The organism is Streptomyces sp. CA-251387 (assembly GCF_050936625.1).
In the GTDB taxonomy this organism is placed as follows: domain Bacteria; phylum Actinomycetota; class Actinomycetes; order Streptomycetales; family Streptomycetaceae; genus Streptomyces.
Map to the genome: position 1 here is coordinate 2,245,098 of NZ_JBNJMJ010000001.1, position 26,355 is coordinate 2,271,452.

At 70.3% G+C, this 26,355-nt stretch carries 22 protein-coding genes; 10 read left to right on the forward strand and 12 right to left on the reverse strand.

Annotation, left to right across the window (positions count from 1 at the left end; all coding sequences use genetic code 11):
• Positions 1 to 93 precede the first annotated feature (93 nt).
• From whiA to ACQEV2_RS10000, 5 genes are all read right to left on the reverse strand, one after another.
• The gene (gene whiA / locus ACQEV2_RS09980) at positions 94 to 1,083 is read right to left on the reverse strand and encodes a DNA-binding protein WhiA (RefSeq protein ID WP_190070616.1); all 990 of its coding nucleotides are present in this window, start codon (positions 1,081 to 1,083) and stop codon (positions 94 to 96) included.
• The gene (locus ACQEV2_RS09985) at positions 1,074 to 2,141 is read right to left on the reverse strand and encodes a gluconeogenesis factor YvcK family protein (RefSeq protein ID WP_433038752.1); all 1,068 of its coding nucleotides are present in this window, start codon (positions 2,139 to 2,141) and stop codon (positions 1,074 to 1,076) included. Before ACQEV2_RS09985 ends, whiA begins: the two co-directional genes overlap by 10 nt.
• Entirely contained in the window at positions 2,138 to 3,097 is a 960-nt protein-coding gene (gene rapZ, locus ACQEV2_RS09990; RefSeq protein ID WP_433038754.1) for an RNase adapter RapZ, read from the reverse strand. The genes ACQEV2_RS09985 and rapZ overlap by 4 nt, the downstream gene beginning before the upstream one ends.
• On the reverse strand, positions 3,094 to 5,208 hold the full coding sequence (uvrC, locus tag ACQEV2_RS09995; RefSeq protein ID WP_433038756.1) for an excinuclease ABC subunit UvrC: 2,115 nt from the start codon (positions 5,206 to 5,208) through the stop codon (positions 3,094 to 3,096). The genes rapZ and uvrC overlap by 4 nt, the downstream gene beginning before the upstream one ends.
• Before the next feature lie 197 nt (positions 5,209 to 5,405).
• On the reverse strand, positions 5,406 to 6,029 hold the full coding sequence (locus ACQEV2_RS10000; RefSeq protein ID WP_433038758.1) for a hypothetical protein: 624 nt from the start codon (positions 6,027 to 6,029) through the stop codon (positions 5,406 to 5,408).
• A gap of 369 nt (positions 6,030 to 6,398) precedes the next feature.
• Between ACQEV2_RS10000 and ACQEV2_RS10005 the strand changes: the two genes are divergently transcribed.
• The 3 genes from ACQEV2_RS10005 to ACQEV2_RS10015 all read left to right on the forward strand — a co-directional run bounded on the left by ACQEV2_RS10005 (position 6,399) and on the right by ACQEV2_RS10015 (position 9,693).
• Entirely contained in the window at positions 6,399 to 7,355 is a 957-nt protein-coding gene (locus ACQEV2_RS10005) for a hypothetical protein (protein WP_433038760.1), read from the forward strand.
• 209 nt (positions 7,356 to 7,564) lie between these two features.
• Positions 7,565 to 8,785: a LacI family DNA-binding transcriptional regulator gene (locus ACQEV2_RS10010; RefSeq protein ID WP_433038762.1), complete on the forward strand. Its 1,221-nt coding sequence runs from the start codon at positions 7,565 to 7,567 to the stop codon at positions 8,783 to 8,785.
• On the forward strand, positions 8,782 to 9,693 hold the full coding sequence (locus tag ACQEV2_RS10015) for a carbohydrate kinase family protein (protein WP_433038764.1): 912 nt from the start codon (positions 8,782 to 8,784) through the stop codon (positions 9,691 to 9,693). The genes ACQEV2_RS10010 and ACQEV2_RS10015 overlap by 4 nt, the downstream gene beginning before the upstream one ends.
• Positions 9,694 to 9,851: 158 nt before the next feature.
• Here the strand turns inward: ACQEV2_RS10015 and uvrA are convergent, their stop codons facing one another.
• Entirely contained in the window at positions 9,852 to 12,890 is a 3,039-nt protein-coding gene (gene uvrA / locus ACQEV2_RS10020) for an excinuclease ABC subunit UvrA (protein ID WP_433038766.1), read from the reverse strand.
• 251 nt (positions 12,891 to 13,141) lie between these two features.
• Between uvrA and ACQEV2_RS10025 the strand changes: the two genes are divergently transcribed.
• From ACQEV2_RS10025 to ACQEV2_RS10045, 5 genes are all read left to right on the forward strand, one after another.
• Positions 13,142 to 13,828, forward strand: coding sequence for a maleylpyruvate isomerase family mycothiol-dependent enzyme (locus ACQEV2_RS10025; RefSeq protein WP_433038768.1), 687 nt, complete (start codon positions 13,142 to 13,144; stop codon positions 13,826 to 13,828).
• 112 nt (positions 13,829 to 13,940) lie between these two features.
• Positions 13,941 to 14,597 (forward strand): MBL fold metallo-hydrolase, encoded by a 657-nt coding sequence (locus tag ACQEV2_RS10030; protein ID WP_433038770.1) that lies wholly within the window; start codon positions 13,941 to 13,943, stop codon positions 14,595 to 14,597.
• 335 nt (positions 14,598 to 14,932) lie between these two features.
• On the forward strand, positions 14,933 to 15,817 hold the full coding sequence (locus ACQEV2_RS10035; protein WP_433038772.1) for an ABC transporter substrate-binding protein: 885 nt from the start codon (positions 14,933 to 14,935) through the stop codon (positions 15,815 to 15,817).
• Positions 15,818 to 15,842: 25 nt separating this feature from the next.
• Complete coding sequence (locus tag ACQEV2_RS10040; protein ID WP_433038775.1) at positions 15,843 to 16,763, forward strand: amino acid ABC transporter permease; 921 nt, start codon at positions 15,843 to 15,845, stop codon at positions 16,761 to 16,763.
• Positions 16,764 to 16,801: 38 nt separating this feature from the next.
• Complete coding sequence (locus ACQEV2_RS10045) at positions 16,802 to 17,530, forward strand: amino acid ABC transporter ATP-binding protein (RefSeq protein ID WP_433054324.1); 729 nt, start codon at positions 16,802 to 16,804, stop codon at positions 17,528 to 17,530.
• Positions 17,531 to 17,574: 44 nt separating this feature from the next.
• Here the strand turns inward: ACQEV2_RS10045 and aroQ are convergent, their stop codons facing one another.
• Complete coding sequence (gene aroQ, locus ACQEV2_RS10050) at positions 17,575 to 18,048, reverse strand: type II 3-dehydroquinate dehydratase (RefSeq protein WP_433038777.1); 474 nt, start codon at positions 18,046 to 18,048, stop codon at positions 17,575 to 17,577.
• A gap of 104 nt (positions 18,049 to 18,152) precedes the next feature.
• Here aroQ and ACQEV2_RS10055 point away from each other — a divergent pair, with 104 nt between their 5' ends.
• Both ACQEV2_RS10055 and ACQEV2_RS10060 read left to right on the forward strand, forming a co-directional pair.
• On the forward strand, positions 18,153 to 19,199 hold the full coding sequence (locus ACQEV2_RS10055) for a S66 family peptidase (protein WP_433038779.1): 1,047 nt from the start codon (positions 18,153 to 18,155) through the stop codon (positions 19,197 to 19,199).
• Positions 19,200 to 19,261: 62 nt separating this feature from the next.
• Positions 19,262 to 20,566 (forward strand): MFS transporter, encoded by a 1,305-nt coding sequence (locus ACQEV2_RS10060; RefSeq protein ID WP_433038781.1) that lies wholly within the window; start codon positions 19,262 to 19,264, stop codon positions 20,564 to 20,566.
• Between the two features lie 69 nt (positions 20,567 to 20,635).
• On the opposite strand, the gene ACQEV2_RS10065 is transcribed toward ACQEV2_RS10060, so the two are convergent.
• The 5 genes from ACQEV2_RS10065 to ACQEV2_RS10085 all read right to left on the reverse strand — a co-directional run bounded on the left by ACQEV2_RS10065 (position 20,636) and on the right by ACQEV2_RS10085 (position 26,232).
• Positions 20,636 to 21,736 carry a calcium:proton antiporter gene (locus ACQEV2_RS10065; RefSeq protein WP_433038783.1) on the reverse strand — a complete coding sequence of 367 codons (1,101 nt, stop codon included), beginning with the start codon at positions 21,734 to 21,736 and terminating at the stop codon, positions 20,636 to 20,638.
• Positions 21,737 to 21,839: 103 nt separating this feature from the next.
• On the reverse strand, positions 21,840 to 22,142 hold the full coding sequence (locus tag ACQEV2_RS10070) for a hypothetical protein (RefSeq protein ID WP_433054327.1): 303 nt from the start codon (positions 22,140 to 22,142) through the stop codon (positions 21,840 to 21,842).
• A 141-nt stretch (positions 22,143 to 22,283) separates the two neighbouring features.
• Entirely contained in the window at positions 22,284 to 23,285 is a 1,002-nt protein-coding gene (locus tag ACQEV2_RS10075; protein ID WP_433038785.1) for a TerC/Alx family metal homeostasis membrane protein, read from the reverse strand.
• Positions 23,286 to 23,509: 224 nt separating this feature from the next.
• Positions 23,510 to 25,591, reverse strand: a complete 2,082-nt coding sequence (locus ACQEV2_RS10080; RefSeq protein WP_433038787.1) for a TerD family protein — start codon at positions 25,589 to 25,591, stop codon at positions 23,510 to 23,512.
• A 62-nt stretch (positions 25,592 to 25,653) separates the two neighbouring features.
• Complete coding sequence (locus ACQEV2_RS10085; protein ID WP_433038789.1) at positions 25,654 to 26,232, reverse strand: TerD family protein; 579 nt, start codon at positions 26,230 to 26,232, stop codon at positions 25,654 to 25,656.
• Between the last annotated feature and the right edge of the window lie 123 nt (positions 26,233 to 26,355).

Here is a 26,355-nt window from a genome sequence, read left to right on the forward strand (position 1 = left end):
CACGGTCCAGTCAAGAGTGCCGCAAAGACTGACAAATACCGGTGCCGACGTCCCAAGTGGGCGTCGGCACCGGCACGTTGACGATCCCTTATGTCATCCCGCGAGGTTGTCCGCAAGCTCCTCGGAGAGGTTGGCCTCCGTGCCCGGGATGCCGAGGTCCTGGGCCCGCTTGTCGGCCATGGCGAGCAGCCGGCGGATACGGCCGGCGACGGCGTCCTTGGTCAGCGGCGGGTCGGCGAGGGCGCCCAGCTCCTCCAGGGATGCCTGCTTGTGCTCCATGCGCAGGCGTCCGGCGGCGGCGAGGTGCTCGGGGACCTCTTCACCGAGGATCTCCAGGGCCCGCTGGACGCGGGCGCCGGCGGCGACGGCCGCGCGCGCCGAGCGGCGGAGGTTGGCGTCGTCGAAGTTGGCGAGACGGTTCGCCGTGGCGCGCACCTCGCGGCGCATGCGGCGCTCCTCCCAGGCCAGCACCGACTCGTGCGCGCCGAGCCGGGTCAGCAGGGCGCCGATCGCGTCGCCGTCCCGGACGACCACGCGGTCCACGCCGCGCACCTCGCGGGCCTTGGCCGCGATCGACAGCCGACGGGCGGCGCCGACCAGAGCGAGCGCTGCCTCGGGGCCCGGGCAGGTCACCTCCAGCGAGGAGGAGCGGCCGGGCTCGGTGAGCGAACCGTGCGCCAGGAAGGCGCCCCGCCAGGCGGCCTCGGCGTCGCAGGTGGCCCCGGAGACCACCTGCGGGGGCAGGCCGCGGATCGGGCGGCCCCGCCCGTCGACCAGGCCGGTCTGCCGGGCCAGCTGGTCACCGCCCGCGACCACGCGCACGACGTAGCGCGAGCCGCGGCGCAGCCCGCCCGGCGCCATCACGATCAACTCGGAGCTGTGGCCGAAGATCTCCAGGATGTCCCGCTTGAGCCGGCGGGCCGCCATCGCGGTGTCCAGCTCCGCCTCGATCACGATCCGTCCGCTGACCAGGTGGAGGCCGCCGGCGAACCGCAGAATGGCGGAGACCTCCGCCTTCCTGCAGCAGGTCCGGGTGACGGGGAGCCGGGAGATCTCATCCTTCACCGCTGCCGTCATCGCCATGGGCCGATCCTTCCATGCATCCGAAAAATACGGTCGTACGCGGCGGCCAGCAGCTCCGGGTCGTGCCGGGGCGTCCCGTCCCTCCGGGCCACCGGGGCCAGCTCGACCGCGGCACCGAGCCGCTTGGCGGCCTCGGTGAGCACATCCCGGTCCGGCACGGCGGCCTCGTCGGCCAGCACCACGTCCAGGGCGAGTTTAGGGGCGTGTCGTCCCAAAACCTCCAAATGACGCTGCGGGGAGAAGCCTTCGGTTTCTCCCGGCTGCGGCGCGAGGTTCAGCGAGAGTACCCGGCGCGCCTTCGTCTCGATGAGGGCGTCCAGGAGTTCCGGGACGAGCAGGTGCGGGATGACCGAGGAGAACCACGAGCCCGGACCGAGCACCACCCAGTCCGCGTCCCGGACGGCGGCGACGGCCTCCGGAACGGCGGGCGGATCGTGCGGCACGACCTGCACCGACTGCACCTCGCCGGGGGTGAGGGCCACGGTGGCCTGGCCGCGCACGGTGTCGACCTCCTCGGGCCGGTCCGGGTCGTGCCCCTTGACCAGGGCCTGCAGCTCCAGCGGCACCGCGGACATGGGCAGCACGCGCCCCTGCGCGCCGAGCAGCCGCCCGACCAGGTCGAGGGCCTGGACATGATCGCCGAGCTGCTCCCACAGCGCGACGATCAGCAGATTGCCCACCGCGTGGTCGTGCAGGTCGCCCTTGGAGTGGAAGCGGTGCTGGATGACGCGGGCCCAGGTCTGGCCCCAGTCGTCGTCCCCGCACAGCGCGGCCAGCGCCTTGCGCAGGTCGCCGGGCGGCAGCACGCCCAGCTCGTCGCGCAGGCGCCCGCTGGAGCCGCCGTCGTCGGCCACGGTGACGACGGCGGTGAGGTCGCCGGTGATCCGGCGCAGCGCGGCGAGCGAGGCGGACAGGCCCATACCGCCGCCGAGGGCGACGACCTTGGGCTGGGTGCCCCGGCGCCGCGGCCTGGCACCGCGGGCCTCGGCGGGCCGGCCGGCGCGCGACTCGGGCACCGCGCGGCGCAGCCTGCTCAGCCGCGGAGTACGTCCCGTCATTCGCGTCCCATGTCCCGGTGCACGACCACCGTCTCCACGCCCTGGGAGGCAAGGCGCGCTGCGAGCTTCTCCGATGTGGCGACCGAGCGGTGCTTGCCGCCGGTGCAGCCGACCGCGATGGTCACGTACCGCTTGCCCTCGCGACGGTATCCGGCCGCGATCAGCTGGAGCAGCTCGGAGTAGCGGTCGATGAACTCCTTCGCGCCGGGCTGGTTGAAGACGTACGCCGCGACCTCCTCGTTCAGGCCGGTGTAGGGGCGCAGCTCCGGAACCCAGTGCGGGTTGGGCAGGAAGCGCATGTCCACGACCAGGTCGGCGTCGACCGGGAGGCCGTACTTGAAGCCGAAGGACATGACGGTGGCCCGCAGCTCGGGCTCCTCCTCGCCGGCGAACTGGGCGTCCATCTTGGCCCGCAGCTCGTGCACATTGAGGCTGGAGGTGTCGATCACCAGGTCGGCGTCGCCGCGCAGCTCGCGCAGCAGCTCGCGCTCGGCGGCGATGCCGTCGACGATACGGCCGTCGCCCTGGAGGGGGTGCGGGCGGCGCACCGACTCGAAGCGGCGCACCAGGGCGTCGTCGGAGGACTCCAGGAAGACGATCCGGCGCGTCACGCCCCGCGTGTCGAGGTCGGAGAGGGACTCACGGAGGTTGTCGAAGAAGCGCCGGCCGCGGACGTCGACGACCACCGCGATCCGGGCGACGTTGCCCTGGGAGCGGGCGCCGAGCTCCACCATGGTGGGGATCAGCGCGGGCGGGAGGTTGTCGACGACGAACCAGCCGAGGTCCTCCAGACACTTGGCCGCCGTCGAGCGGCCCGCCCCGGACATGCCGGAGATGATCACCAGCTCCGGGATGGCCGCCTCGGGAAGTCCGGCCGTATCGCCGTTCGTGCCGGTACTCACCTGTGCTCCGTCTCCGTTGTGGCCTTGTTGCCCGTCGTGCTTGTTCACATTCATGTCTCCTGCCCCCGTCGCTCGTCCGGGGCGCCCGTCCGTACGGGCTCCCCGCTGGAACCCATGGTGGAGGGTTCCTCCTCCATGATCTCTCCAGTCGCCGTGTTCACGGCGGGTGCGGCCGGTGCCGCCTGGGCAAGCGCCACGGCGATCGTCTCGGCCGTCTTGCGGCCTATGCCGGGCACCTCGCAGATCTGGTCGATGGTGGCGGATCGAAGTTTCTTCAACGAACCGAAATGTTTCAGCAGTGCCTGCTTGCGCGCATCCCCGAGCCCCGGCACGTCGTCCAGCGGGCTCGCCCGGAAACGTTTGGCCCGCTTCGTGCGCTGATAGGTGATCGCGAAACGGTGGGCCTCGTCTCGGACGCGCTGCAGCAGATAGAGGCCCTCGCTGGTGCGGGGCAGGACCACCGGGTCGTCGTCGTCCGGCAGCCACACCTCCTCCAGGCGCTTGGCGAGGCCGCACACGGCGACGTCGTCGATCCCGAGCTCGTCGAGGGCCTTCTTGGCGGCGGCGACCTGGGGCTGCCCACCGTCGACGACGACGAGCTGCGGCGGGTAGGCGAAGCGCTTGGGGCGGCCGTCGTCGTCCTTGAGGCCGTTGGTAAGGGGCTCGCCGGGCGAGGTGAGCGTGCTCTGTGCGTCGGAGGTGAGGGTGCTGTCCGCGTCGGAGGTCGCAAGAGCGTTCTCGCCGTCGGCCCACTCCCCCGTCTTCTCCTTCTCGGCGAGGTAGCGCTTGAAGCGACGGGTGATCACCTCGTGCATGGAGCGGACGTCGTCCTGGCCCTCGAAGCCCTTGATCTGGAAGCGGCGGTACTCGCTCTTGCGCTGCAGCCCGTCCTCGAAGACGACCATGGAGGCCACGACGTCGTCGCCCTGGAGGTGCGAGATGTCGTAGCACTCGATCCTGAGGGGGGCACTGTCCAGGTCGAGAGCGTCCGCGATCTCCTCCAGCGCGCGCGAGCGCGTGGTCAGGTCGGAGGCGCGCTTGGTCTTGTGCAGGACGAGAGCCTGCTTGGCGTTGCGCTCGACGGTCTCCATGAGGGCGCGCTTGTCGCCGCGCTGCGGGATGCGCAGCGACACGTTCGAGCCGCGTCGCCCGGTGAGCCACTCCTGCACCGGCTCCACCGGCTCGGGCAGGGCCGGGACGAGGACCTCCTTGGGGACGGCGTCCCCGGTCTCCTCTCCGTAGAGCTGCTGGAGGGCGTGCTCGACGAGGGCGCCGGTGGTGATCTCCTCGACCTTGTCGGTGACCCAGCCGCGCTGGCCGCGCACCCGGCCACCGCGGACGTGGAAGATCTGCACGGCCGCTTCCAGCTCGTCCTCGGCGACGGCGATGAGGTCGGCGTCGGTCGCGTCGGCGAGCACGACCGCGTTCTTCTCCATGGCCTTCTTCAGGGCCTCGATGTCGTCGCGCAGGCGGGCGGCCCGCTCGTACTCCATCTCCTCGGCCGCCTCCATCATCTGCTTCTCCAGACGGCGCAGATAGGTGCTCGTGCGGCCGGTCATGAAGTCGCAGAATTCTTCGGCCAGTTCACGGTGCTCCTCGGCGGAGACGCGGTCCACGCAGGGGGCGGAGCACTTGCCGATGTAGCCGAGCAGGCAGGGGCGGCCGGTGCGGCGGGCGTTCTTGAAGACGCCGGCCGAGCAGGTGCGCACGGGGAAGACGCGCAGGAGGAGGTCGACGGTGTCGCGGATCGCCCACGCGTGCGCGTACGGCCCGAAATACCTGACGCCCTTCTTCTTGTGACCGCGCATCACCTGCACGCGCGGGTACTCCTCGTTCATCGTCACCGCGAGGTACGGGTAGCTCTTGTCGTCGCGGTACTTGACGTTGAACCGGGGGTCGAACTCCTTGATCCAGGAGTACTCCAGCTGCAGGGCCTCGACCTCGGTGGACACCACGGTCCACTCCACGGACGCGGCCGTGGTGACCATCGTGCGGGTGCGCGGGTGGAGGCCCGCCAGGTCCTGGAAGTAGTTCGCCAGGCGCTGGCGCAGGCTCTTCGCCTTTCCGACGTAGATCACCCGGCGGTGCTCGTCGCGGAACCTGTACACCCCGGGAGAGTCCGGGATCTGTCCCGGCTTGGGGCGGTAGCTGGAGGGGTCGGCCATGTCTCACACCCTACTGGCGAGGGGTGACAGTCCGGCGAGGCTGTGGACAACCCGGCTGCGCGCTCGGCGGGACGCCGGCGACGGGAGAACGGCCGCCGCACGGGGTGGTCATGCCGCGTTCCGGGGCCCGGTGCCGGACACCGCGGTGACGTGTCCGTGCACGCTGTGGGCGGGGGCGAACAGACCGGCTCAGGACCTCAGCGTGGCCCTCGTGGGCCGCCGTCGGCCGCGCGGTCCGCCACGGCGGCGTTCGTGATCGCGAGAACGCCCGTGCCACGCACCCGGGTGTCGGCCGTCAGCGTGAGCGGGCTGACGCCCAGAGCGGCGGCGATCCCGGGAGCGAGATCGAACGCGGCCCACTTCCATTCGTCCTGGTCGTCGTCGCTCTCCGTCGCCTCGTCCCAGGTCGGTGGCAGTCCCAGCTCCTCCCGCCGGGCACTTTCGAAGGGCAGCGGTTCGCCGAGGGTGAGCAGGGCGTCCTCGCCCTCCCCCGTCTCGCTGTAACGTCGCAGCACCGTGCCACGCTCGGTGACGAGCCAGGCTGAACCATCGCCCTGCATGCCGTAGTAGTACGCCTGTGCCCGGCCGTACCGTGCGCTCAGCTCCCCGCACAGACGCAGCACCTCATCGCTGCGCGCGCTGCCGCACGGGTCGCACCACGGGCCGATGACCAAGGTCCATCCGTCGACCTCCGGGCTCACGTACACCCGGGCCAGTCCGTCGGGATTGTCGTCCGCCCCTCCGTGGCCGTCCTCGTCGATGATCACCTCGGCCTCCGCGAAGGTCACCGGCCTGGACCGGCTGAGCCCCAGTGTCGCCATGACCCCGGCCTGGTCACCGGTCGGTACCGCGATCCAGTACAGCCAGCAAGTCGCCAGGGGCCGTGGCTGATCATCCGTCGAATGCACGGCCACACCCTGCCATGCCCGCATGCACATCCGGATTCGGGGCACCTCCCGCGACTTGAGGCAGCCGGGCACGCGAAGGCATCGGGACTCGGCCAGCCGTGCGCCGCCGTCGGACATCAGGTGTTGTCGGGACTTGGTCAACACGCTTCAATGCGGGGGAACTCGGGGCCGTGAACCACGGCGTACGGATGTGAAGCCCCCTGCCGTGCCCACGGGGTGGCCCCGACGAGCCGCGCGAACGGTCCGACCAACCGTTGTGAACAACCACAGAAAGGCCCCTGCATGCCGCACGCCACACAGCACGCGGACATCCCTGCCGTCGCCACCGCGGAACTGGACACGGCCCTGCAAGGCGGCCCCTTCCACGTCGCCCTGCGCGCCGCGATAGCCGCCCGGGGACTGCCGCTGCAGCGCGTGCAGCACCATCTGTCCCGTCGCGGTGTGAAGGTGGGCGTCACCAGCCTGAGCTACTGGCAGCAGGGGGCGCGCCGACCGCAGCGCCCCGAGTCATTGCGCGCGGTACGGGCCTTGGAGGAGATACTCCAACTGCCGGAGGAGTCCCTGATCCGGCTGCTCGCCGAGGCCGACGACCACGCGGCCCTTCAGCGGCCGGCGGCTCGCTCCTACCGCTCCCTGGTGGAGGCGTCGGGCGTCCTGGAGCAGCTGCTGGCGGAGCTGGACTGGCCGGTCGACGGCGGCGTGCACACCCTCGCCCACCACGAGCGGGTACGGATCGGCGCGCGCCGTGAGCTGGCGGGGCGCGAGTCCCACCACATCGTGCGCGCCCACAAGGACGGCGTGGACCGCTTCGTCGCCGTCCATCACGGCGACCCGGGGTGCGTACCGGAGCGCATGACGGTGCGGGCTCTGGAGAACTGCCGCACGGGACGGGTCCGGTGGCACCACGACACCGGTGTCCTCGTGGCCGAGATGCTCTTCGACAGGCGTCTGCGGGCCGGCGACACCTACCTCTTCCGCTACGGCGTCGAGGACGGCACGGCCGATGTGTCCCGTGAATACGCCCGCGGCTTTCCGCTTGCGGGCGGCCAGTACGCCCTCCAGGTCCGTTTCGCCGAGAACGCCCTCCCCGTCCGCTGCCACCGCTTCGCCCAGCACTCGGCGGCAGCGCCCCGCAGCGGCCACCAGGGACTGGCCCTCAGCGGCCTGCACCACTCCGTCCACCTTGTCGAGCCACGGGTGCGGACGGGGATCGTGGGCATCGGGTGGGAGTGGGAGTGAGGCGCCCTCGCACCACCCTGGCCTCGGCCCGGCTGACCGCCACGTTCTGATCCGAGCACGGCCTGACGTTCCCCTTGGCAGGCCTGGAGGGGACGTAAACGATTGCGCAAGCGTTTACGTCCGGCTCCGAATGGGATACGTTCCCGGCCAGAAGACCCGCCGCGCCCCGGGGAGGGGCGCGGCACAGGCGGAACAGGGAGGGGATCCCGATGGCGACCATGGCCGACGTCGCCCGGCGCGCCGGCGTGTCCGTGGCCACCGTCTCCCATGTGCTGAACGACACTCGGCCGGTGCTGCCCCACACCCGCCAGGCGGTGCTGGACGCCATGGACGAGCTCGGCTACACGCCCAACACCCTCGCCCGTTCCCTGGTCACCTCCCGCACCCGGTCCATAGGGCTCGCGGTGTCGGCGATCAGCAACCCGTACTTCACGGAGATCCTCCAGGGCGTCGAGGCCGCGGCCCTGGAACACGGCTACAGCCTGCTCATCGCCGACCCGCACGACGATCCGGTGCATGAACGCAAGGTCGTCCAACTGCTACACGAACGCCGGGTGGACGGCATGATCGTCGCGCCTTCCGCCGACCCCCGGGATCTGGTCGCCTACCTCGGCCGCCACCATGTGCCGACCGTCCTCCTCGACCGCGTGGTCGACACCTCTGCGGACGGCTCACCCCGCTTCGACCAGGTCTGCGCCGACAGCGCCGAACCCGTGGCCCGGTTGGTCACCCATCTCGCCGGACTCGGCCACCGGCGGATCGCCCTGGTCGCCGGCCTGCCCGGACTCAGCACCACCAGCGAGCGGCTCACCGGATACCGGGACGGCCTGGCCGCCGCCGGGCTCGCCTACGACGAACACCTCGTCGTGCACGGCGACTCCGAGTCGGCCGGCGCCGAACAGGCCACCGCCGCGCTGCTGGCTCTCGCCGCACCGCCCACCGCGCTCGTCACCGCCAACAACGCGATGACGATCGGCGCCCTGCGCGCCCTGCGTGACCGCGGCATGTCCGTGCCCGACGACATCGCACTGTGCTGCTTCGACGACTTCGCCTGGGCCGATCTGTTCTCGCCCCGGCTCACCGCGATAGCGCAGCCCAGCAGGGACATCGGCGCTGAGGCGGTCCGTGTGCTGCTGGACCGCCTTGCCTCGCCGGACCGGCCCGCCCGGACGGTGCGTCTCCCGTGCACCTTCGTGCATCGCACGTCGTGCGGCTGCGACGAACAGCCGCCGCGGTCCGGGCGGGCCCGGCGATCCGAAAAGGCCGGGACACCCGAGACGCTCGGGCGGGCGGTGATATCCACGAGGCCCGGGATGCCGGCGGGGTCCGCAGTGCCAGAGGGGTCCGGGAAGCCCGAGGCCACCGCACAGCCCCTGCCATCCGACAGTCCCGACCAGCCCCTGTCGTCCGTGAAAGGAACCGTCTCGTGATCGTCGTCGCCGGTGAGGCTCTGATCGACCTGGTACCGCAGGGCCCGGGCGCCCTTGCGGGTCTGAAGCCGGCGCTCGGCGGCGGCCCCTACAACACCGCGGTGGCCCTCGGCCGACTCGGCTCGCCCACCGCCTTCTACTCCCGCACGTCCTACGACGCCTTCGGAGAGGCACTGCTCGACGGGCTGCGGAAGGCCGGGGTCGATGCATCGGCCGTGCAGCGCGGCATGGAGCCGACAACCCTCGCGGTCGCGACCATCGACGCGAACGGGTCGGCCGCGTACTCCTTCTATGTCGAGGGCACCGCCGACCGGCTCTTCACGGCACCCAGGGCGCTGCCCGCGGAGGCGCGCGCGGTGTCCTTCGGTACCTGCTCGCTCGTCCTGGAACCGGGGGCGAGCGCCTATGAGGAGCTGATGCGGAGCGCGGCCGCGCAAGGGGTGTTCACCGCGCTCGACCCGAACATCCGGGCCGGCCTGATCCCCGACCCGGACGGCTACCGGGCGCGGTTCAAGAGCTGGCTGCCGTCGGTGTCGCTGCTGAAGCTCTCCGAGGAGGACGCGCTGTGGCTGGGCGGCACTCCGCGCGAGTGGCTTGCCGCGGGACCTGCGGCCGTCGTGATCACTCAGGGCGGTGACGGGCTGATCGCCTTCACGCGGGACGGCGCGGTGCACGCCGTGCCGGGCGAGAAGGTCGACGTCGTGGACACGATCGGTGCGGGCGACACCGTGAACGCGGCCCTGTTGCACGGCCTGGCCGCCCAGGACGCTCTGTCCGCCGAGGCGCTTGTGGGACTGGGCGCCGACGGCTGGACACGGCTGCTGCGGTTCGCGGCGCGGGCTGCCGCGATCACCTGTTCCCGGGCGGGGGCTGAACCGCCGTACGCCTCCGAACTGGGGGACTTCTAGGAGGCGTTGGGTTCCGTTCCATTCCGCTGTTGAGGAGTCAAGGTTCGTCGCAGCCGCAGGGATCGGGCGGCTGATGAGGGAACGTGCGGCGCCCCGCGGGGAGTTCCCGCGGGGCGCCGCACGTTTCAGGATTTGTTCGGGCTCGTTGCCCGCGAGCCTCAGGCCTTGCGGGCCCGCGTCGACTTCTTCGCGGTTGCCGTCTTCTTCGTGGCCCCGGCCGCCTTGTCGGTGGCCTTGTTGTTGGCCGGCTTCGTGGTCCTGGCGGTCGCCGTCTTCTTCGCCGTCGATGCCGCCGCGACCGTCTTCCTGGCCGCCGTCTTGCGCGGGGCCTTCACCGAGGCCGCGTCGCTGATCCGGTCGGCGCCGAGGATCTCGCGCAGGAACTTGCCGGTGTGGCTGGCGGGCACCCCGGCGACCTGCTCAGGTGTGCCTTCGGCAACGACGAGGCCACCGCCTGCGCCGCCCTCGGGGCCCATGTCCACGACCCAGTCGGCGGTCTTGATCACGTCGAGGTTGTGCTCGATGACGATGACCGTGTTGCCCTTGTCGACCAGGCCGGAGAGGACCTTCAGCAGCTTGCTGATGTCCTCGAAGTGCAGACCGGTGGTCGGCTCGTCGAGGACGTAGACCGTGCGGCCGGTGGAGCGCTTCTGGAGCTCGCTGGCGAGCTTCACGCGCTGCGCCTCACCGCCGGACAGGGTGGTCGCGGACTGGCCGAGCCGGACGTAGCCGAGACCGACGTCGTTGAGCGTCTTCAGGTGGCGGTTGATCGCCGGGACGGCCTCGAAGAAGGTCATGGCCTCTTCGATGGGCATGTTCAGGACCTCGGAGATGGACTTGCCCTTGTAGTGGACCTCCAGGGTCTCCCGGTTGTACCGGGCGCCGTGGCAGACCTCGCACGGGACGTACACGTCCGGGAGGAAGTTCATCTCGATCTTGATGGTGCCGTCGCCCGCGCAGTTCTCGCAGCGGCCGCCCTTGACGTTGAAGGAGAAGCGGCCGGGCATGTAGCCGCGGACCTTCGCCTCGGTGGTCTCGGCGAACAGCTTGCGGATGTGGTCGAAGACGCCGGTGTACGTCGCCGGGTTCGACCGCGGGGTGCGGCCGATGGGCGACTGGTCGACGTGCACGACCTTGTCGACGAGGTCGTCGCCGTCCACGCGCGTGTGCCGCCCGGGGACGTTGCGCGCGCCGTTGAGCTCGCGGGCCAGGTGCGTGTACAGGATGTCGTTGACCAGCGTCGACTTGCCGGAGCCGGACACGCCGGTGACCGCGGTGAACACGCCCAGCGGGAACGAGACGTCGATGTCCTGGAGGTTGTTCTCACGGGCGCCGTGCACCGTGAGCAGCCGGGACGGGTCGTGCGGGCGGCGGATGTCGGGCAGTGGGATGGACTTCTTGCCGGACAGGTACTGGCCGGTCTGCGACTCGGCGTTGGCGAGCAGCTCCTTCAGAGAGCCGCTGTGCACGACCTTGCCGCCGTGCTCACCGGCGCCGGGGCCGATGTCGACGACCCAGTCGGCGGTCTTGATGGTGTCCTCGTCGTGCTCGACGACGATGAGCGTGTTGCCCATGTCGCGCAGCCGGACGAGGGTCTCGATGAGCCGGTGGTTGTCGCGCTGGTGCAGGCCGATGGACGGCTCGTCGAGGACGTACAGGACGCCGACGAGTCCGGAGCCGATCTGGGTGGCCAGGCGGATGCGCTGGGCCTCGCCGCCGGAGAGCGTGCCGGCCGCACGGTTGAGCGACAGATAGTCCAGGCCGACGTCGACCAGGAACCGCAGCCGCTCGTTGACCTCCTTCAGCACGCGCTCGGCGATCTTCTTGTCGCGGGCGTTGAGCCTCAGCTCGCCCAGGAAGTCCGCGCAGTCGCTGATCGACATCGCGGAGACCTCGGCGATCGACTTCTCCATGATCGTGACCGCGAGGACGATCGGCTTCAGGCGGGTGCCCTCACAGGTGGGGCAGGGCACCTCGCGCATGTAGCCCTCGAAGCGCTCACGGCTGGCGTCGCTCTCGGCCTCGCTGTGCCGGCGCTTGACGAAGGGGACGGCACCCTCGAAGGGCGTCGTGTACACGCGCTCGCGGCCGTACCGGTTGCGGTAGCGGACCTCGATCTGCGTCTTGTGGCCGTACAGCAGGGCCTTCTTGGCGCGCTGCGGCAGACCCGCGAAGGGGATGTCCGTGCGGAAGCCCAGCGCGTCCGCGAGGGCTCCGATCAGGCGGCCGAAGTAGTCCTTGGTGTGGCCGTGCGACCAGGGGTGGATGGCGCCCTCGTCGAGGGACTTCTCCTCGTCCGGGACGATCAGCTCGGGGTCGACCTCCATGCGCGTACCGATGCCAGTGCACTCGGGGCAGGCGCCGAAGGGCGAGTTGAAGGAGAAGGAGCGCGGCTCCAGCTCCTCGAAGGACAGGTCGTCGTACGGGCAGTACAGGTGCTCCGAGTACATGCGCTCGCGCTCGGGGTCGTCCTCGGGGAGGTCGACGAAGTCGAGCACGACCATGCCGCCGGACAGGCCGAGGGCGGTCTCCACGGAGTCGGTGAGGCGGCGCTTGGCGGAGTCCTTCACCGTGAGGCGGTCGACGACCACCTCGATCGTGTGCTTCTCCTGCTTCTTCAGCGTGGGCGGGTTGGACAGCTGGATCGTCTCGCCGTCCACGCGCGCGCGGGAGTAGCCCTTGGTCTGGAGGTCGGCGAAGAGGTCGACGAACTCGCCCTTGCGCTCGCGCACCAGCGGCGACAGCACCTGGAAGCGGCTCCCCTCCGGCAGCTCCAGGACCTTGTCGACGATGGCCTGCGGCGACTGGCGCGAGATCGGGCGGCCGCACTCGGGGCAGTGCGGCTTGCCGATGCGCGCGAAGAGCAGTCGCAGATAGTCGTAGACCTCGGTGATGGTGCCGACCGTCGAGCGCGGGTTGCGCGAGGTCGACTTCTGGTCGATGGAGACCGCCGGGGACAGGCCCTCGATGAAGTCGACGTCCGGCTTGTCCATCTGGCCGAGGAACTGCCGGGCGTACGACGACAGGGACTCCACGTAGCGCCGCTGCCCCTCGGCGAAGATGGTGTCGAAGGCCAGCGAGGACTTGCCCGACCCCGACAGGCCCGTGAAGACGATGAGCGAGTCGCGCGGGAGGTCGAGCGAGACATTCTTGAGGTTGTGCTCGCGCGCTCCACGGACGATGAGACGGTCGGCCACGCCGGTCCGCACCTTTCTTGAGAGAAGTGACAGGGGGGCGAGGCCCCCGTGCTTTCCCGGATTCGAGGCCCCCGTGCTTTCTCAGACTAGGGGGAGCCACTGACAACGCCGGTCGGATTCCCGGATGCGACAACAATCCCGGGCCCTCCAGCATGCCCGACGTCACGACCGACCCTATAGCACGCGCATTCGATTTACGGCACGCGTTCACCACCTTCACCCAAAGGTGTGGCGGGGCTAGTGTCAGCAGCATGATTGATCACGCTCGTGACCTGGCGTCTGTACGTGAAGCGACCGACCGGCTGCTCACCGCAGCCGCCAAACTGGACAACGCGTCCGTGGCCGAGCCGTCACGGCTCCCCGGCTGGACCCGCGGCCACGTCCTCGCGCACCTCGCCCGCAACGCCGACGCCCTCGTGAACGTCCTCGAAGGGCGTCCCATGTACCTCTCCGCCACCGCTCGGGACGCCGACATCGAACGGGATGCCCCGCGCCCTCTCGACACCCAGCTCTCCGACGTGCGCGAGAGCGCGGCCCGCTTCCAGGAGACGGGAGCGGCGCCCGCGGACTGGTCGCGCACGGTGGAGCTCCGCAACGGGGTCACCGACGTGGCGGCCCGGGTGCCGTTCCGGCGGTGGGTCGAGGTGGAGCTGCACCACGTGGATCTCGGGATCGGGTACGAGCTGGAGGACCTGCCGGCGGAGTTCGTTGAGCGCGAGATCGACTTCCTCGCGGAGAGGTTCACCGGGCACCCCGATGTACCGCCGACCCGTCTCACGGACGGCACGCGCGCGTGGAGCACGGGCCGGGAGGAGGGCGCTGCCGAGGTCACCGTCCGAGGTCCCGCACCCGAGCTGCTCGGCTGGCTCGCCGGGCGCCGCGACGGATCCGGCCTGAGCGTGGAGGGCGGCTCGCTGCCGTCGCTTCCCCCGCTGTAGCACCTGGACGGTCCCCGGGGCCGCCTCGCCGCCGTGGTCCGTTCCCCGGGCCGCCCTGCCGCTGGGGAGCCTGGACAGCCCGGGGACCGCCCTGCCGCTATAGGCTGCCGACATGACGTACAGCGGACAGGTGACCGTCGGTGGCCCCGCCGACGTGCACGAGCTCAAGGACCTGATGATCACCAAGATCGCGGTCGGCCCGATGGACAACAACGCCTATCTGCTGCGCTGCCGGGCCACGGACGAGCAGCTGCTGATCGACGCCGCCAACGACGCGGACGCGCTGCTCGGCATGATCGGTGACGACGGCATCGCGTCCGTCGTCACCACGCACCGGCACGGCGACCACTGGCAGGCGCTCGCCGCGGTCGTCGAGGCCACCGGCGCGCGCACGTACGCCGGACGCGACGACGCCGAAGGCATCCCGGTGCCGACCGACGTCCTGGTCGACGACGGCGACACCATCCGGGTAGGGCGCGTGGAACTCACCGCGCGCCACCTGGTGGGGCACACGCCGGGTTCGATCGCCCTCGTCTACGACGACCCGCACGGGCACCCCCATGTGTTCACCGGGGACTGCCTGTTCCCGGGCGGCGTGGGCAACACCCGTAAGGATCCGAAGGCGTTCGCCAGTCTGATCCACGACGTCGAGACGAAGATCTTCGACGTGCTGCCGGACGAGACGTGGGTCTACCCGGGGCACGGCAACGACACGACGCTGGGCGCGGAGCGGCCGCATCTGCCGGAGTGGCACGCGCGGGGCTGGTGACCGCCGGGCCGCTGGACGCGCAACCGGCGAGCATGCGCGCCGTGCACTCCCCGCGTACGCGCCCCGTGTGAATCGTTCACACGCGCCGGTGCCATGCGCGCGCTCCCGGCGGACGTTGTTGCGCAGTCAACTGGAAGCAGCCCCGCGCAGGATGACGGCTCCTGAGCGGTACGGGCCGCCGGTCTCCCAATCCCCGCCCTCGACCGGCGGCCCCGGCGACTGCGGCTGTGGCTGCGGCGGGACGTGTTCACAGGAACGCAACACCCGTTCCCACTATGCGGACGATTGCCGTCGCGACCTCGACAAACACGACGGTGTACTGTCAATCTCCCGCCATGCACCTTGCCCCTCGCGCGCTGCGTCGCGCCGTCGCCGTCGCAACGACAGCACTCCTCGCCACCGCTCTCGGCTGTGCCCCGCAGCCGGAGGGCAAGGCCGCCGACACGCCGTCCGGGTCGGCCGGGAACACCTGCGCCAAGGGCAAGTTGGCCACCAAGACCTCCGGCAAGCTGACGATCGCAACCGACGAGCCGGCGTACGAGCCCTGGTTCAAGGACGACAAGCCCGCCAACGGTGAGGGATTCGAGTCGGCGGTCGCCTATGCCGTGGCGAAGCAGCTCGGCTACGGCAAGGGCGCCGTCGTCTGGCAGAGCGTGCCGTTCAACAAGGCCTTCGCACCAGGCGAGAAGACCTTCGACTTCGACATCAACCAGGTGTCCATCAGCGACGAGCGCAAGAAGGCCGTGGACTTCTCCTCCGGCTACTACGACGTCCGCCAGGCCGTCATCGCGCTGAAGGGCACCAAGGCCGCGAAGGCGAAGAGCATCGCGGAGCTCAAAGGCCTCAAGCTGGGCGCCCAGGTGGGCACCACCAGCCTCGACTACATCGACGACGTGGTGAAGCCGACGCAGCAGGCCGCCGCGTACGCCAAGAACGACCAGGCCAAGTCCGCACTGAAGAACGGCCAGGTCGACGCCATCGTCGTCGATCTGCCGACCGCGTTCTACATCACCGCCGCCGAGGTGACGGACGCGACGATCGTCGGGCAGTTCGAGAACCAGGGCGGTACGCCGGAACAGTTCGGGCTCGTGCTCGACAAGGGCAGCGCACTCACCGCGTGCGTGACGGACGCCGTGGACACCCTGCGCGAGGACGGCACCCTGGACAAGCTCGAGCAGCAGTGGCTGTCGGACGCCGTCGACGCTCCGGTGCTCAAGTGACGGTCACGAAGGAAGAGTCCGGCAAGTGACGGTCCCGAAGGAAAGGTCCGGCCACGAGGGCGCGGACGACAACGGTGGCATGCCCGGCGCGGGCGACGACGGTTACGTCCCCTCGCAACGACGTCTCGCCCGCGAGCGCTACAAGCGCGCCCGCGCCCGCCGCGCCACGGCGATCGCGGCCCTCTCCACCCTGGTCACCGGGGTCGTGCTCTACCTGGTCGTGGTCAATGCGCCGGGCTGGCCGCGCACCCAGGAGACGTTCTTCAACTGGGAGTACGCGCGCGAGGCGGTCCCGAAGGTCCTCGAAGGGCTGTGGCTCAACGTCCGGCTGCTGCTGATCTGCGGCGCGGCCGTGCTGGTCCTCGGCATGCTCATCGCCGTCGCCCGCACCCTGCGTGGCCCGGTGTTCTTCCCGCTGCGGGTGCTGGCGGCCGCGTACACGGACTTCTTCCGGGGCCTTCCGCTCATCATTAACCTCATGATCGTCGTGCTGGGGGTCCCCGCGCTGCGGCTGCAGGGCGTCACCGTCGATCCGGTGCTGCTGGGCGGCACGGCGCTGACGCTGACGTATTCGGCGTACGTCGCCGAGGTGTTCCGCGCCGGCATCGAGTCCGTCCACCCCTCGCAGCGCGCCGCGGCCCGCTCGCTCGGCCTCACCAACCGGCAGGCGCTGCGGCACGTGGTCCTGCCGCAGGCCGTGCGCCGTCAGGTGCCGCCCCTGCTCAACGACCTGGTGTCGCTGCAGAAGGACACCGGTCTGGTGTCGATCGGCGGTGCGGTGGACGCCGTACGGGCCGCGGACATCATCGTGGGCCGCAGCCTCAACTACACGCCGTACATCGTCGCGGGCCTGGTCTTCGTGGCGCTGACCATCCCGATGACCCGCTTCACGGACTGGGTGACGGCCCGGATGGACCGTCGGCGCGCCCAAGGAGGAGCCCTGTGAGCGACGCAAGCTCTTTGAGCGACGCGCCTGTGCTGCGCATGGAGTCCGTCCGCAAGACCTTCGGGAGCTCGATCGTGCTGCGGGATGTCGACCTGGAGGTCGCCCCGCACACGGTGACCGCGTTGATCGGTGCCTCCGGCTCCGGCAAGTCCACGCTGCTGCGGTGCGCGAACCTCCTGGAGGACATCGACGACGGCGCGATCTGGCTGGACGGCGAGGAGATCACCGATCCGCGCGTCGACCAGGACGCCGTACGGCGCCGTATCGGCGTGGTGTTCCAGGCGTACAACCTCTTCCCGCACATGACGGTCCTGGAGAACATCACCCTCGCCCCGCGCCGGGTGCACGGCGTGTCCCGGGCGGAGGCCGAGGCACGCGCGCGTGAGCTGCTGGAGCGGCTCGGGCTGGCCGGCAAGGCGGGCGAGTACCCGGACCGGCTGAGCGGTGGTCAGCAGCAGCGGGTCGCGATCGTCCGCGCCCTGGCCGTACGTCCCCGGCTGCTGCTGCTCGACGAGATCACCGCCGCCCTCGACCCGGAGCTCGTGGGCGAAGTCCTCGCCGTCGTCCGCGACTTGAAGGAGGACGGGATGACGATGGTGCTGGCCACCCACGAGATGGGGTTCGCCCGCGAGGTCGCCGACCAGGTTTGTTTTCTGGACGGAGGTGTGGTGCTGGAGCGCGGCACAGCTGAGCAGATCTTCGGCGATCCGCGGCAGGAGCGCACGCGGCGCTTCCTGCGGCGGATCGTGGAGGCGGGGCGGCTGTAAGGACCGCCCGCAATGGTCGGCGGTACTTACCTGCCGATCGGGGTTCAGGTGTGCGCCTGTCCCGCTCCCGCCAGCGCCGCGACCCGCTCCACACCGAACACGTACCCCTGCACACCGCACCCCGCGATGACGCCGTCGGCGCGCAGGGAGACGTACGAGTGGTGCCGGAACGACTCGCGCTTGTGGATGTTGGAGATGTGGACCTCCAACACAGGAAGCCCGTCGCAGGTGTTGAGCGCATCCAGGATCGCCACCGAGGTGTGCGAGTAGGCGCCGGGGTTGATCACGATCCCGCAGTGGTTCAGCCGTGCCTCGTGGATCCAGTCGACCAGCTCGCCCTCGTGGTTGGACTGCCGGAAGTCGATCGTGCCGCCGTGCGCAGCCGCCGCCTTGGCGCACAGGGCCTCCACGTCGGCCAGGGTCTCGGAGCCGTAGATCTCCGGCTGGCGCTGGCCCAGCAGGTTCAGGTTGGGGCCGTTGAGGATCATGATCGGGGCGTTGGCCAGGGTGCGGGGCACGGTTCCTCCGGTCCGTTCGGGGTCGGGCGGCCCGTCGAGGACCGCTGCTCAGACCCCGGTTTATCACGGTGCATGCATCACGCCATGGGTCCTACCCTCCGGTCATGACCATGATCTCGTACCCTCCGAAGCCCCTACCCGGCGATCGCGTCGCTGTCATCTCCCCCTCCGCAGGTCTGCCCGCGCTCTTCCCGCGCCCCTACGAGCTGGGCCTGGAGCGGCTGCGCAAGGACTACGGTCTCGAACCGGTCGAGTACCCGGCGACCCGCAAGGTGGGCTCGACGCCGCAGGAGCGGGCCGACGACATCCACGCCGCGTTCGCCGACCCCGGCATAAAGGCGGTCATGGCGTCCATCGGCGGCGACGACCAGATCACCGTGTTGCCGCTGCTGGACCGGGAGTTGATCCGGGCGAACCCGAAGCCGTTCTTCGGCATGAGCGACAACACGAACCTGCTCATGTTTCTGTACAACACCGGAATCGTCGGCTTTCACGGCGCGACCGTGATGTGCGAGCTGGGCCGCCCCGGCGCCATGCACCCGCAGACCGCCGACTCGCTGCGGGCCGCGCTGTTCACCTCGGGCGAGTACGAACTCAAGCCGGCCGAGAGCTGGAGCGACATCAACGGCGACTGGGCCGACCCGGCGACCTTCGACGCGGAGCCGGAGATGCGCCCAGCCGACGGATGGACCTGGGTCAATGCCGACCGGGCGGTGGAAGGCCGCACTTGGGGAGGTTGCCTGGAGATCGTCGGCTGGCTGCTGATGGCCGACCGCGAGATCTCGCGCGACTTGTCGGCATACGACGGCGGAGTGCTGCTCCTGGAGACGTCGGAGGACATGCCGAGCGCCGACGAGGTCTTCCGGACCCTGCGGAACATGGGCGAGCGCGGGCTTCTGCGGCGCTTCGCGGCGCTGCTCATGGGCCGGGCGAGGACCTGGTCCTTCGAGCGCCCCAACAGCCCCGAACAGGGCGCACGTTACGCCGCCGCGCAGCGTGAGGCAGTGCTGCGGGCCATGGGCATATATGCCCCCAACACCCCGATCGTCTTCGACGTGGACTTCGGCCACACCGATCCGCAACTCGTCATCCCTTACGGCGGCATCGTCCGTGTCGACGGCCTCGCCCGGCGCATCACCGTCACGTACTGAGGAGGGCCCGGCGCGCCCGTACGCCCCCGTAACCCGTGGTCACTGTGGGTAGTTGACGCAGCATGCACGACGTACGCACCGTAAGGGCACCCTCCATGCTGCGGCTCGCGGCGGCCTCGCTCGCCGGGACGGCCATCGAGTTCTACGACTTCTTCGTCTACGGGACCGCGGCGGCGCTGGTCCTGGGCCCGCTGTTCTTCCCTACGTTTTCGCCCGTGGCGGGGACCCTCGCCGCCTTCGCGACGTTCGGCGTGGGCTTTGTGGCGCGGCCCCTGGGGTCGGTGCTGTTCGGGCACATCGGGGACCGGCACGGACGCCGGCCGGTCCTCGTAGCCTCGCTGCTGCTGACCGGTGCCTCCACGGTCGCGGTCGGCTGCGTGCCGACGTACGACACGATCGGTGTCACCGCTCCCCTGCTGCTGCTCGTGCTGCGCTTCCTGCAGGGGCTGGGCATCGGCGGCGAGTGGGGCGGGGCCGTCCTGCTGACCGTGGAGCACGCGCCTGCCGGGCGCCGCGGGCTGTGGTCGAGCTTCCCGCAGGTCGGGCCCGCGCTGGGCTTCCTGCTCGCCAACGGTGTGGTGCTGGGGCTGTCGGCGACGCTCTCCGAGGCTCAGTTCGCCGCGTGGGGATGGCGCGTGCCGTTCTGGGCGGCGGGTGTGCTCGCGGTGGTGGGGCTGTGGCTGCGGTCGTCGCTCGCCGAGAGCCCCCGGTTCCTCGAAATCGACGACCACGCGCGCGTGCCGCTCGCCGAGGTCGTACGCGACCACTGGCGGCTCGTGCTGCTGACGGCCGGGGCGCTGTCTATCGGATACGCGATCTTCTACACCGTAACGACCTGGTCCCTCGCGTACGCCACGGAGCGGCTCGGGGTGAGCCGCAGCGTCATGCTGACCTGCGTCATGAGCGCGGTGGTGGTGAAGGGCTCGCTCACACCGGTGATGGCTCTCCTCGGCGACCGTTACGGGCGACGGCCCCTCTGCCTGATCGGGTGCTCTGCCGCGGCCCTGTGGATGGTCCCGATGGTCGCGCTCCTCGCGACGGGCGCGCCGCTGCCGATGTTCCTGGGGTTCGCCGGGGCGATGATCGCGTTCATCACGATGTTCGCCGTGATCGCAGCGTATCTGCCCGAGTTGTACGAGCCCCGGGTGCGCTGCACGGGCGCCGCGGTGGGCTACAACCTCGGTGGCGTCCTCGGGGGCGCGCTCACGCCGATCGCGGCCACGGCGCTGGCCGAGCAGGGCGGTCGGGTGCCCTGGGGGGTGGGGGCGTATCTGACGGGCATCGCGCTGCTCAGCCTGGGCTGCTTCGCGCTGCTTCCCGAAACGCGCCCGGTGCCCGCTGTGGCGGCGGAGCCCGCCACCGGGTGACGGGCTCCGGGACACCGCAGCTCCGCACGACGATCGCCGCGGAGCCACAGCGGCTGCGGAACGCGGCGGCTATGGATTGATCGCGAGCTCCAGATACGCCGCGAACAGCACCAGATGGACGCCTCCTTGCAGCGGCGTCGCCCGCCCCGGCACCACCGTCAGCGAGCTCACCACGACCGTCAGGGCGAGCAGCACCATGTGGGTGGGGCCGAGGCCGAGGACGAGCGGGCCCGAGAGCCAGATGGAGGCCAGGGCGACCGCGGGGATGGTCAGGCCGATGCTGGCCATCGCCGAGCCCAGCGCGAGGTTCAGGCTGGTCTGCACGCGGTCTCTGCGGGCGGAGCGCAGCGCGGCGATCGTCTCGGGGAGCAGCACCAGCAGGGCGATGATCACGCCGACGACGGCATGGGGCAGGTCGGCGGCCGCCACTGCGGACTCGATGGTCGGCGACACCCCCTTGGCCAGGCCGACCACGCCGATCAGCGCCAGGCCCAGCAGCCCCAGGCTGATCAAGGCGCCGCGGGCGGAGGGTACGTCGGCGTGGTCGTCCGCTGTGATCACCTCGCCCTGCCGGGTGATGGGGAGGAAGTAGTCGCGGTGCCGCACGGTCTGCGTCGTCACGAACAGGCCGTACAGGATCAGCGAGGAGAGCGCGGCGAACGTCAGCTGCACGCTGGAGAACTCCGGGCCGGGCTTGCTCGTGGTGAACGTCGGCAGCACCAGGCTCAGCGTGGCCAGGGTGGCGACGGTCGCGAGCGCGGCTCCTGTGCCCTCGGGGTTGAAGACCGCTGTACGGTGCCGCAGCGAGGCGACCAGCAGACACAGGCCGACAATGCCGTTGCAGGTGATCATCACAGCGGCGAAGACCGTGTCCCGGGCCAGGGTGGAGCTCTTGTCGCCGCCGTCGGCCATCAGGGTCACGATCAGGGCGACCTCGATGATCGTGACGGCGACCGCGAGGACGAGGGAACCGAAGGGTTCGCCGACCCGGTGGGCGACCACTTCGGCATGGTGTACGGCGGCCAGGACGGCTCCCGCGAGGACCACAGTCACCAGCGCGACGACCGCGCCGGGCAGGTCCCGTCCCCAGGTGAAGACCAGCAGGACGACCGCGAGCACCGGCATGAAGGACGTCCACCGGGTCGTGAGCGGCCTGAGCCGAGCGATCATGGAGCGATCGTCGCAGAGGCCCTGGGGGTTCGCATTCCGGTCCTTGTGGCCGTCGGGCGGCCCCGCGCCCTCGGGGTGCGGGGGCCCTGTGTGTCGTATGTCGCTACGCGAAATCGGTCATCTCCTGTACGTCGCAGTCCGTGAAGGACGGCGGCCTGCTGCACAGTGCGGCCATCTGCTCCGCGAACTTGGTCGTCTCGGGGTCGTCGTTGTTGCGCATGGCGTCCTCGTAGGAGTCGAACTCGATCACTACGAGGTAGCGGTTGGCCTGGCCCCGGTCTTTGAGGACGAGACGGCGTGTGGGGCCGCCGCTGCGGCCCTCGAAGCGCTGCTGCGTCTCATGGGCCAGCTCCCGCATCTCGTCGATGCGTTCGGTCTCGAAGTCGATGATCTGCACGAACTTCATGGGTGCGTCCACGGGTGCCTCCACCCCCCGGCTGTTGTGTCCCCGGCCGGGGACACCAGCACCCAACGAAGCACCGGGAGCGGTGCTCGGCAATTCGCTGGGCACCACTCCCGGTGTTGGTTCTTCCTACGTCCGACGTGGTCAGACGTCGATGCTGTCCTTCGGAGCGCCTTCGCTCCGCTCCTGCGCCGCCTCGGCCGCCGCCTGCTTCTTGGAGGCCCTCAGGCTGGTGATCGTGGTGACGATCAGGACCGAGCAGATCACACCGAGCGAGACCGGGATGCTGATCTCCGGGACATGGACGCCGGACTCGTGCAGCGCGTGCAGCACCAGCTTGACGCCGATGAAGCCCAGGATGATCGACAGGCCGTAGCTGAGGTGGACCAGCTTCTTGAGCAGGCCGCCGATGAGGAAGTACAGCTGCCTCAGACCCATCAGCGCGAAGGCGTTGGCCGTGAACACGATGTACGGGTCCTGCGTCAGACCGAAGATCGCCGGGATGGAGTCGAGGGCGAACAGCACGTCGGTGGTGCCGATCGCCAGCATCACGACCAGCATCGGGGTCATGACCCGCTTGCCGTTCTCCTGGATCCACAGCTTGGTGCCGTGGTAGCGGTCGGCGACACCGAACCTGCGCTCGGCGGCCTTGAGCAGCTTGTTCTCCTCGTACTCCTCGTCCTCCTCGTCGGCCCGGGCCTCCTGGATGAGCTTCCAGGCGGTCCAGATCAGGAAGGCGCCGAAGAGGTAGAACACCCACGAGAAGCTGGCGATGATGGCCGCGCCCGCGGCGATGAAGATGGCCCGCAGCACCAGGGCTATGAGGACACCGACGAGCAGCACTCGCTGCTGGTACTGGGACGGCACGGCGAACTTCGCCATGATCAGGACGAAGACGAAGAGGTTGTCGACGCTCAGCGACTTCTCGGTGATGAAGCCCGCGAAGAACTCTCCGGCGGGCTGTCCGCCGCCGAAGATCAGCAGGCCGAGCCCGAAGAGGCCCGCCAGGGCGATCCAGACGACCGTCCAGATTCCGGCTTCCTTGATCGACACGTCATGCGGCTTGCGGCCGATGAAGAAATCGACCGCGATCAGGGCGGCAAGGCCCACGATGGTCAGGACCCACAGGGTCGTGGAAACTTCCACTGCGCCTCCGGCAGTCGTAACGGCAAATGTCAGCGTCGTCGCGCGCCGGAGGTCTCTTCCACCCACGATGGGCCGACGCCCCGGGATCTGGCCGGATCCGTATTGACGGGTACGTCGCAGCAGACAGGGAGTACTCCCCTCCGTGGGATGAACAGTACCCCAATCACCAAGGAAAGGTAAAGTACTTGGCAAAAGAAGTGCCAAGTGTGCTGGTCAGAGGCGCTTTACCAGTGCTTGGCCCGGGCTGCGGCGACCTGCGCGAGCACCTGCTGGAGCACCTGGCTGTCGGGCGGTACCAGGGAGGGCTCGTAAGTCCAGGCGTGCCCCACCCACGGGTCGGCGAGATGGTCGTCCGGCACGGGGGTCAGTCGCAGCAGCGAACGCCACAGTGGGTCGAGCAACGGGCCGTAGCCGGAGGCCTCCTCGCGGTCCGCGACCATCATCAGGTGGACGCCGACAGCCGGACCCTCGTCCGCCAGGTAGCGCAGCTGGTTCACGGCCCGGTCGTCGAAGCCGTGCGGGAAGTCATTGACGATCAGCAGCTGCTCGGAGGTGTCGAAACCGGGCGGCAGGGAGTCGGGCGCACCACCGCGCACCGCCATCTGCACCAGGTCGACGCGCTGAGTGAGCCGTGCCAGGACGTCCGCGACTCCCGCCGCGCCCAGGGCCGGCGGGGCCGCGAGCACACCGGTCTGCACCAGGGGTGCCAGTGCCTGTGCGCCCGACCCTGCCGGATCGATGACGTGCACGGTGAACTCGCCCGCCGGATAGACGGCGAGCAGCCGTGCCGCGTGCGCCACGGCTTCCTCCATCGCGAGACGCCGCAGGTCATGGGAGTCCGTGAACGAGCCGTCGAGCGACCCGCCGGGTCCGCTGTCGATCCACAGGCCGCGCTCCAGCGGCAGCCGGACCAGCATGGGGATGCGCAACCGGTCGCTCTCGGGCAGGTGGAGGTCACCCAGCCGCAGGGCCATGGGTATCTCCATCGGTACGCGGTAGCCGTGCCAGACGGGGTTGTCCCAGCGTGCGTACGCGGGCGGAAGTGCGGGCTCGACGACCTCGGACTCCGCGGTGAGCTGGGCGATGTCCCGGTCGAGCGTGGCCCTGGCCTGGTTGACGAGCTGGGCGTGCTTGGCCTGGGCCGCCTCACGTGCGGCGTCGCCCTGTCCGCCGATCCTGCTGCGCGGATCCGACAGGACCTGGTCGAGTTCCTTCTCCATGCGCGAGTCGGCGAAGTCGACCGCGCTGCGGTAGGCGGCGGTCGTACGGGCCAGGTCCTCGAACATGCCCCACACCTGGTTGTAGAGCCGCTCCTCCATGGACCAACCGGTGGCATCACCCGCCACGGGCTGCGCGGGCTGCCCCGGCTGGGCGGGGGGCGCGGTCGGCGGGGGCGGCGGCGGAGCCGCGTTCTGGCGGCGCGGGTGGCTGTAGTCGATCGGCCCGCCGCCCGTCGGTGCGGACGGCTGGGTGGGGTCGGTGGCGCCGCTTCCGCCCTGATACGACGGCTGCGGCGTGGGCTGGCCCGGCACTCCTGGCGTCTGGGTGCCGTACGGGGAGGTCGACGGCGGTGTCGGCTGGCCGGGCACGCCCGGTTCCTGGGTGCCGTAGGGCGACGTCGGCTGCGGTGGGACGGGGCTGGAGGCGCCCTGTGGTGCGGGGCCGCCCTGGTCCGGGCCTAGCGCCGGTGCGGCCGCCTGCCGGGAGCGGTCGCCGTCGGTCCGTGGCGGGGGTGCCGGCACGGAGCGGGCCATGCCCTGGGCCACCGCTTCGTTGATGCTGACGGCGAGTTGGTGGGCCTGGGGCAGGCCCTGGTCGGTGAGGAGTTCGGCGAGGCCGCCGGCGTAGCCCTGGCCGATCGCGCGGACCTTCCAGGCGCCCTGGCGACGGTAGAGCTCCAGGGCGACGACTGCGGACTCGGCCTCCAGGCCGGTGATGGTGTAGCCGACGACCTCGGTGCCGTCGAGGCCGGTGATCGCGACGAAGGGAGCGGCGACGGCCCCGAACCGGGTCGGGCCTCCTCCACTCCCGGTCGGCAGGGCGAGCAGCACACTGACGCGGTGGACGGCCTCCGGCATGGCGTCCAGGTCCACCGCGAGGCGATGGTCGGCGGCCGCCTGCCGGGAGACTTCGAGGCCGGGCAGGGTGGGGGCGCCGGGGTGGGCCACACATTCGACCCCGTGGATCCTGCCCTGCTCGTCGCCGAGCGTGGCTGCGGTCACGATCGGCGTGCCGGCCGAGACCCGGATCTCCAGACGGGCCTGGGAGAGCGGGTGGTTCTGCCCCCGCACCAGCTCGGCCGTCATGCCTTCGTCCCCCTGTGTCGCTTGTCGTGTCGTGTGCCGCTCGCCGGGCCGCCTTGCAGGTCCTACAGGTGCGGCAGGATCGACGGCATCAGGTCCTGGAAGGTGCGGCCGTTGGCCGGGGTGCCGAGGGCCGTCATCGTCCAGCCCGGGCCGTTGCGGTGCACCTTCGCCATGATCTGGGCCGTGTAGGCGCCGCCGCCCGCGAGGGTGTAGCGGGCGAGTTCCTGGCCGTTGGTCTCGTCTACCAGGCGGCAGAACGCGTTCTGAACCTCCTGGAAGGTCTGGCCCGTGAAGGAGTTCACGGTGAACACGATCTGGTCGATGTGGACCGGGACACGCGCCAGGTCGACGAGGATCGCCTCGTCGTCGCCGCCCTGGCCGACACCGCCGACGAGGTTGTCACCGGTGTGGCGCACGGAGCCGTCGTCGCTCACCAGGTGGCGGAAGAAGACGACGTCGACCGGCTGCTTGTCCGCAAACAGGACGGCGGAGGCGTCGAGGTCGACCTCCCGCGTCCGCGAGCCGAACAGGCCGCGCCGGGGAGCCGCCTGCCAGCCGAGACCCATGCGCACCGCGGTCAGGCTGCCGCCGTCGTTCTTCTGCAGACTGATGGCCTGACCCTTGGTCATGTTGACGGTCACGTGCTGATTCCCCTCTCGAGCTGTCCCCTGTTGGCCGCGGACTCCGCGGATGACCAGAACCCTACGCAGGGGCACTGACAGTGCCGTACCCCGGTCCGCACTTTGTGTCGGTCTTGCAACACA

What these genes read in the sequence shown, in the direction of transcription:
- ACQEV2_RS10025 (WP_433038768.1), top strand. Translation starts at nt 13,142, where the DNA reads ATGATTGATCACGCTCGTGACCTGGCGTCTGTACGTGAAGCGACCGAC.
- whiA (WP_190070616.1), bottom strand. Translation starts at nt 1,083, where the DNA reads ATGGCGATGACGGCAGCGGTGAAGGATGAGATCTCCCGGCTCCCCGTC.
- ACQEV2_RS10010 (WP_433038762.1), top strand. Translation starts at nt 7,565, where the DNA reads ATGGCGACCATGGCCGACGTCGCCCGGCGCGCCGGCGTGTCCGTGGCC.
- rapZ (WP_433038754.1), bottom strand. Translation starts at nt 3,097, where the DNA reads ATGAATGTGAACAAGCACGACGGGCAACAAGGCCACAACGGAGACGGA.
- ACQEV2_RS10035 (WP_433038772.1), top strand. Translation starts at nt 14,933, where the DNA reads ATGCACCTTGCCCCTCGCGCGCTGCGTCGCGCCGTCGCCGTCGCAACG.
- ACQEV2_RS10045 (WP_433054324.1), top strand. Translation starts at nt 16,802, where the DNA reads ATGGAGTCCGTCCGCAAGACCTTCGGGAGCTCGATCGTGCTGCGGGAT.
- ACQEV2_RS10065 (WP_433038783.1), bottom strand. Translation starts at nt 21,736, where the DNA reads ATGATCGCTCGGCTCAGGCCGCTCACGACCCGGTGGACGTCCTTCATG.
- ACQEV2_RS10080 (WP_433038787.1), bottom strand. Translation starts at nt 25,591, where the DNA reads ATGACGGCCGAGCTGGTGCGGGGGCAGAACCACCCGCTCTCCCAGGCC.
- ACQEV2_RS10030 (WP_433038770.1), top strand. Translation starts at nt 13,941, where the DNA reads ATGACGTACAGCGGACAGGTGACCGTCGGTGGCCCCGCCGACGTGCAC.
- ACQEV2_RS10070 (WP_433054327.1), bottom strand. Translation starts at nt 22,142, where the DNA reads ATGAAGTTCGTGCAGATCATCGACTTCGAGACCGAACGCATCGACGAG.
- ACQEV2_RS10000 (WP_433038758.1), bottom strand. Translation starts at nt 6,029, where the DNA reads ATGGCGACACTGGGGCTCAGCCGGTCCAGGCCGGTGACCTTCGCGGAG.
- ACQEV2_RS10005 (WP_433038760.1), top strand. Translation starts at nt 6,399, where the DNA reads ATGCCGCACGCCACACAGCACGCGGACATCCCTGCCGTCGCCACCGCG.
- ACQEV2_RS09985 (WP_433038752.1), bottom strand. Translation starts at nt 2,141, where the DNA reads ATGACGGGACGTACTCCGCGGCTGAGCAGGCTGCGCCGCGCGGTGCCC.
- ACQEV2_RS10055 (WP_433038779.1), top strand. Translation starts at nt 18,153, where the DNA reads ATGACCATGATCTCGTACCCTCCGAAGCCCCTACCCGGCGATCGCGTC.
- uvrC (WP_433038756.1), bottom strand. Translation starts at nt 5,208, where the DNA reads ATGGCCGACCCCTCCAGCTACCGCCCCAAGCCGGGACAGATCCCGGAC.
- ACQEV2_RS10060 (WP_433038781.1), top strand. Translation starts at nt 19,262, where the DNA reads ATGCACGACGTACGCACCGTAAGGGCACCCTCCATGCTGCGGCTCGCG.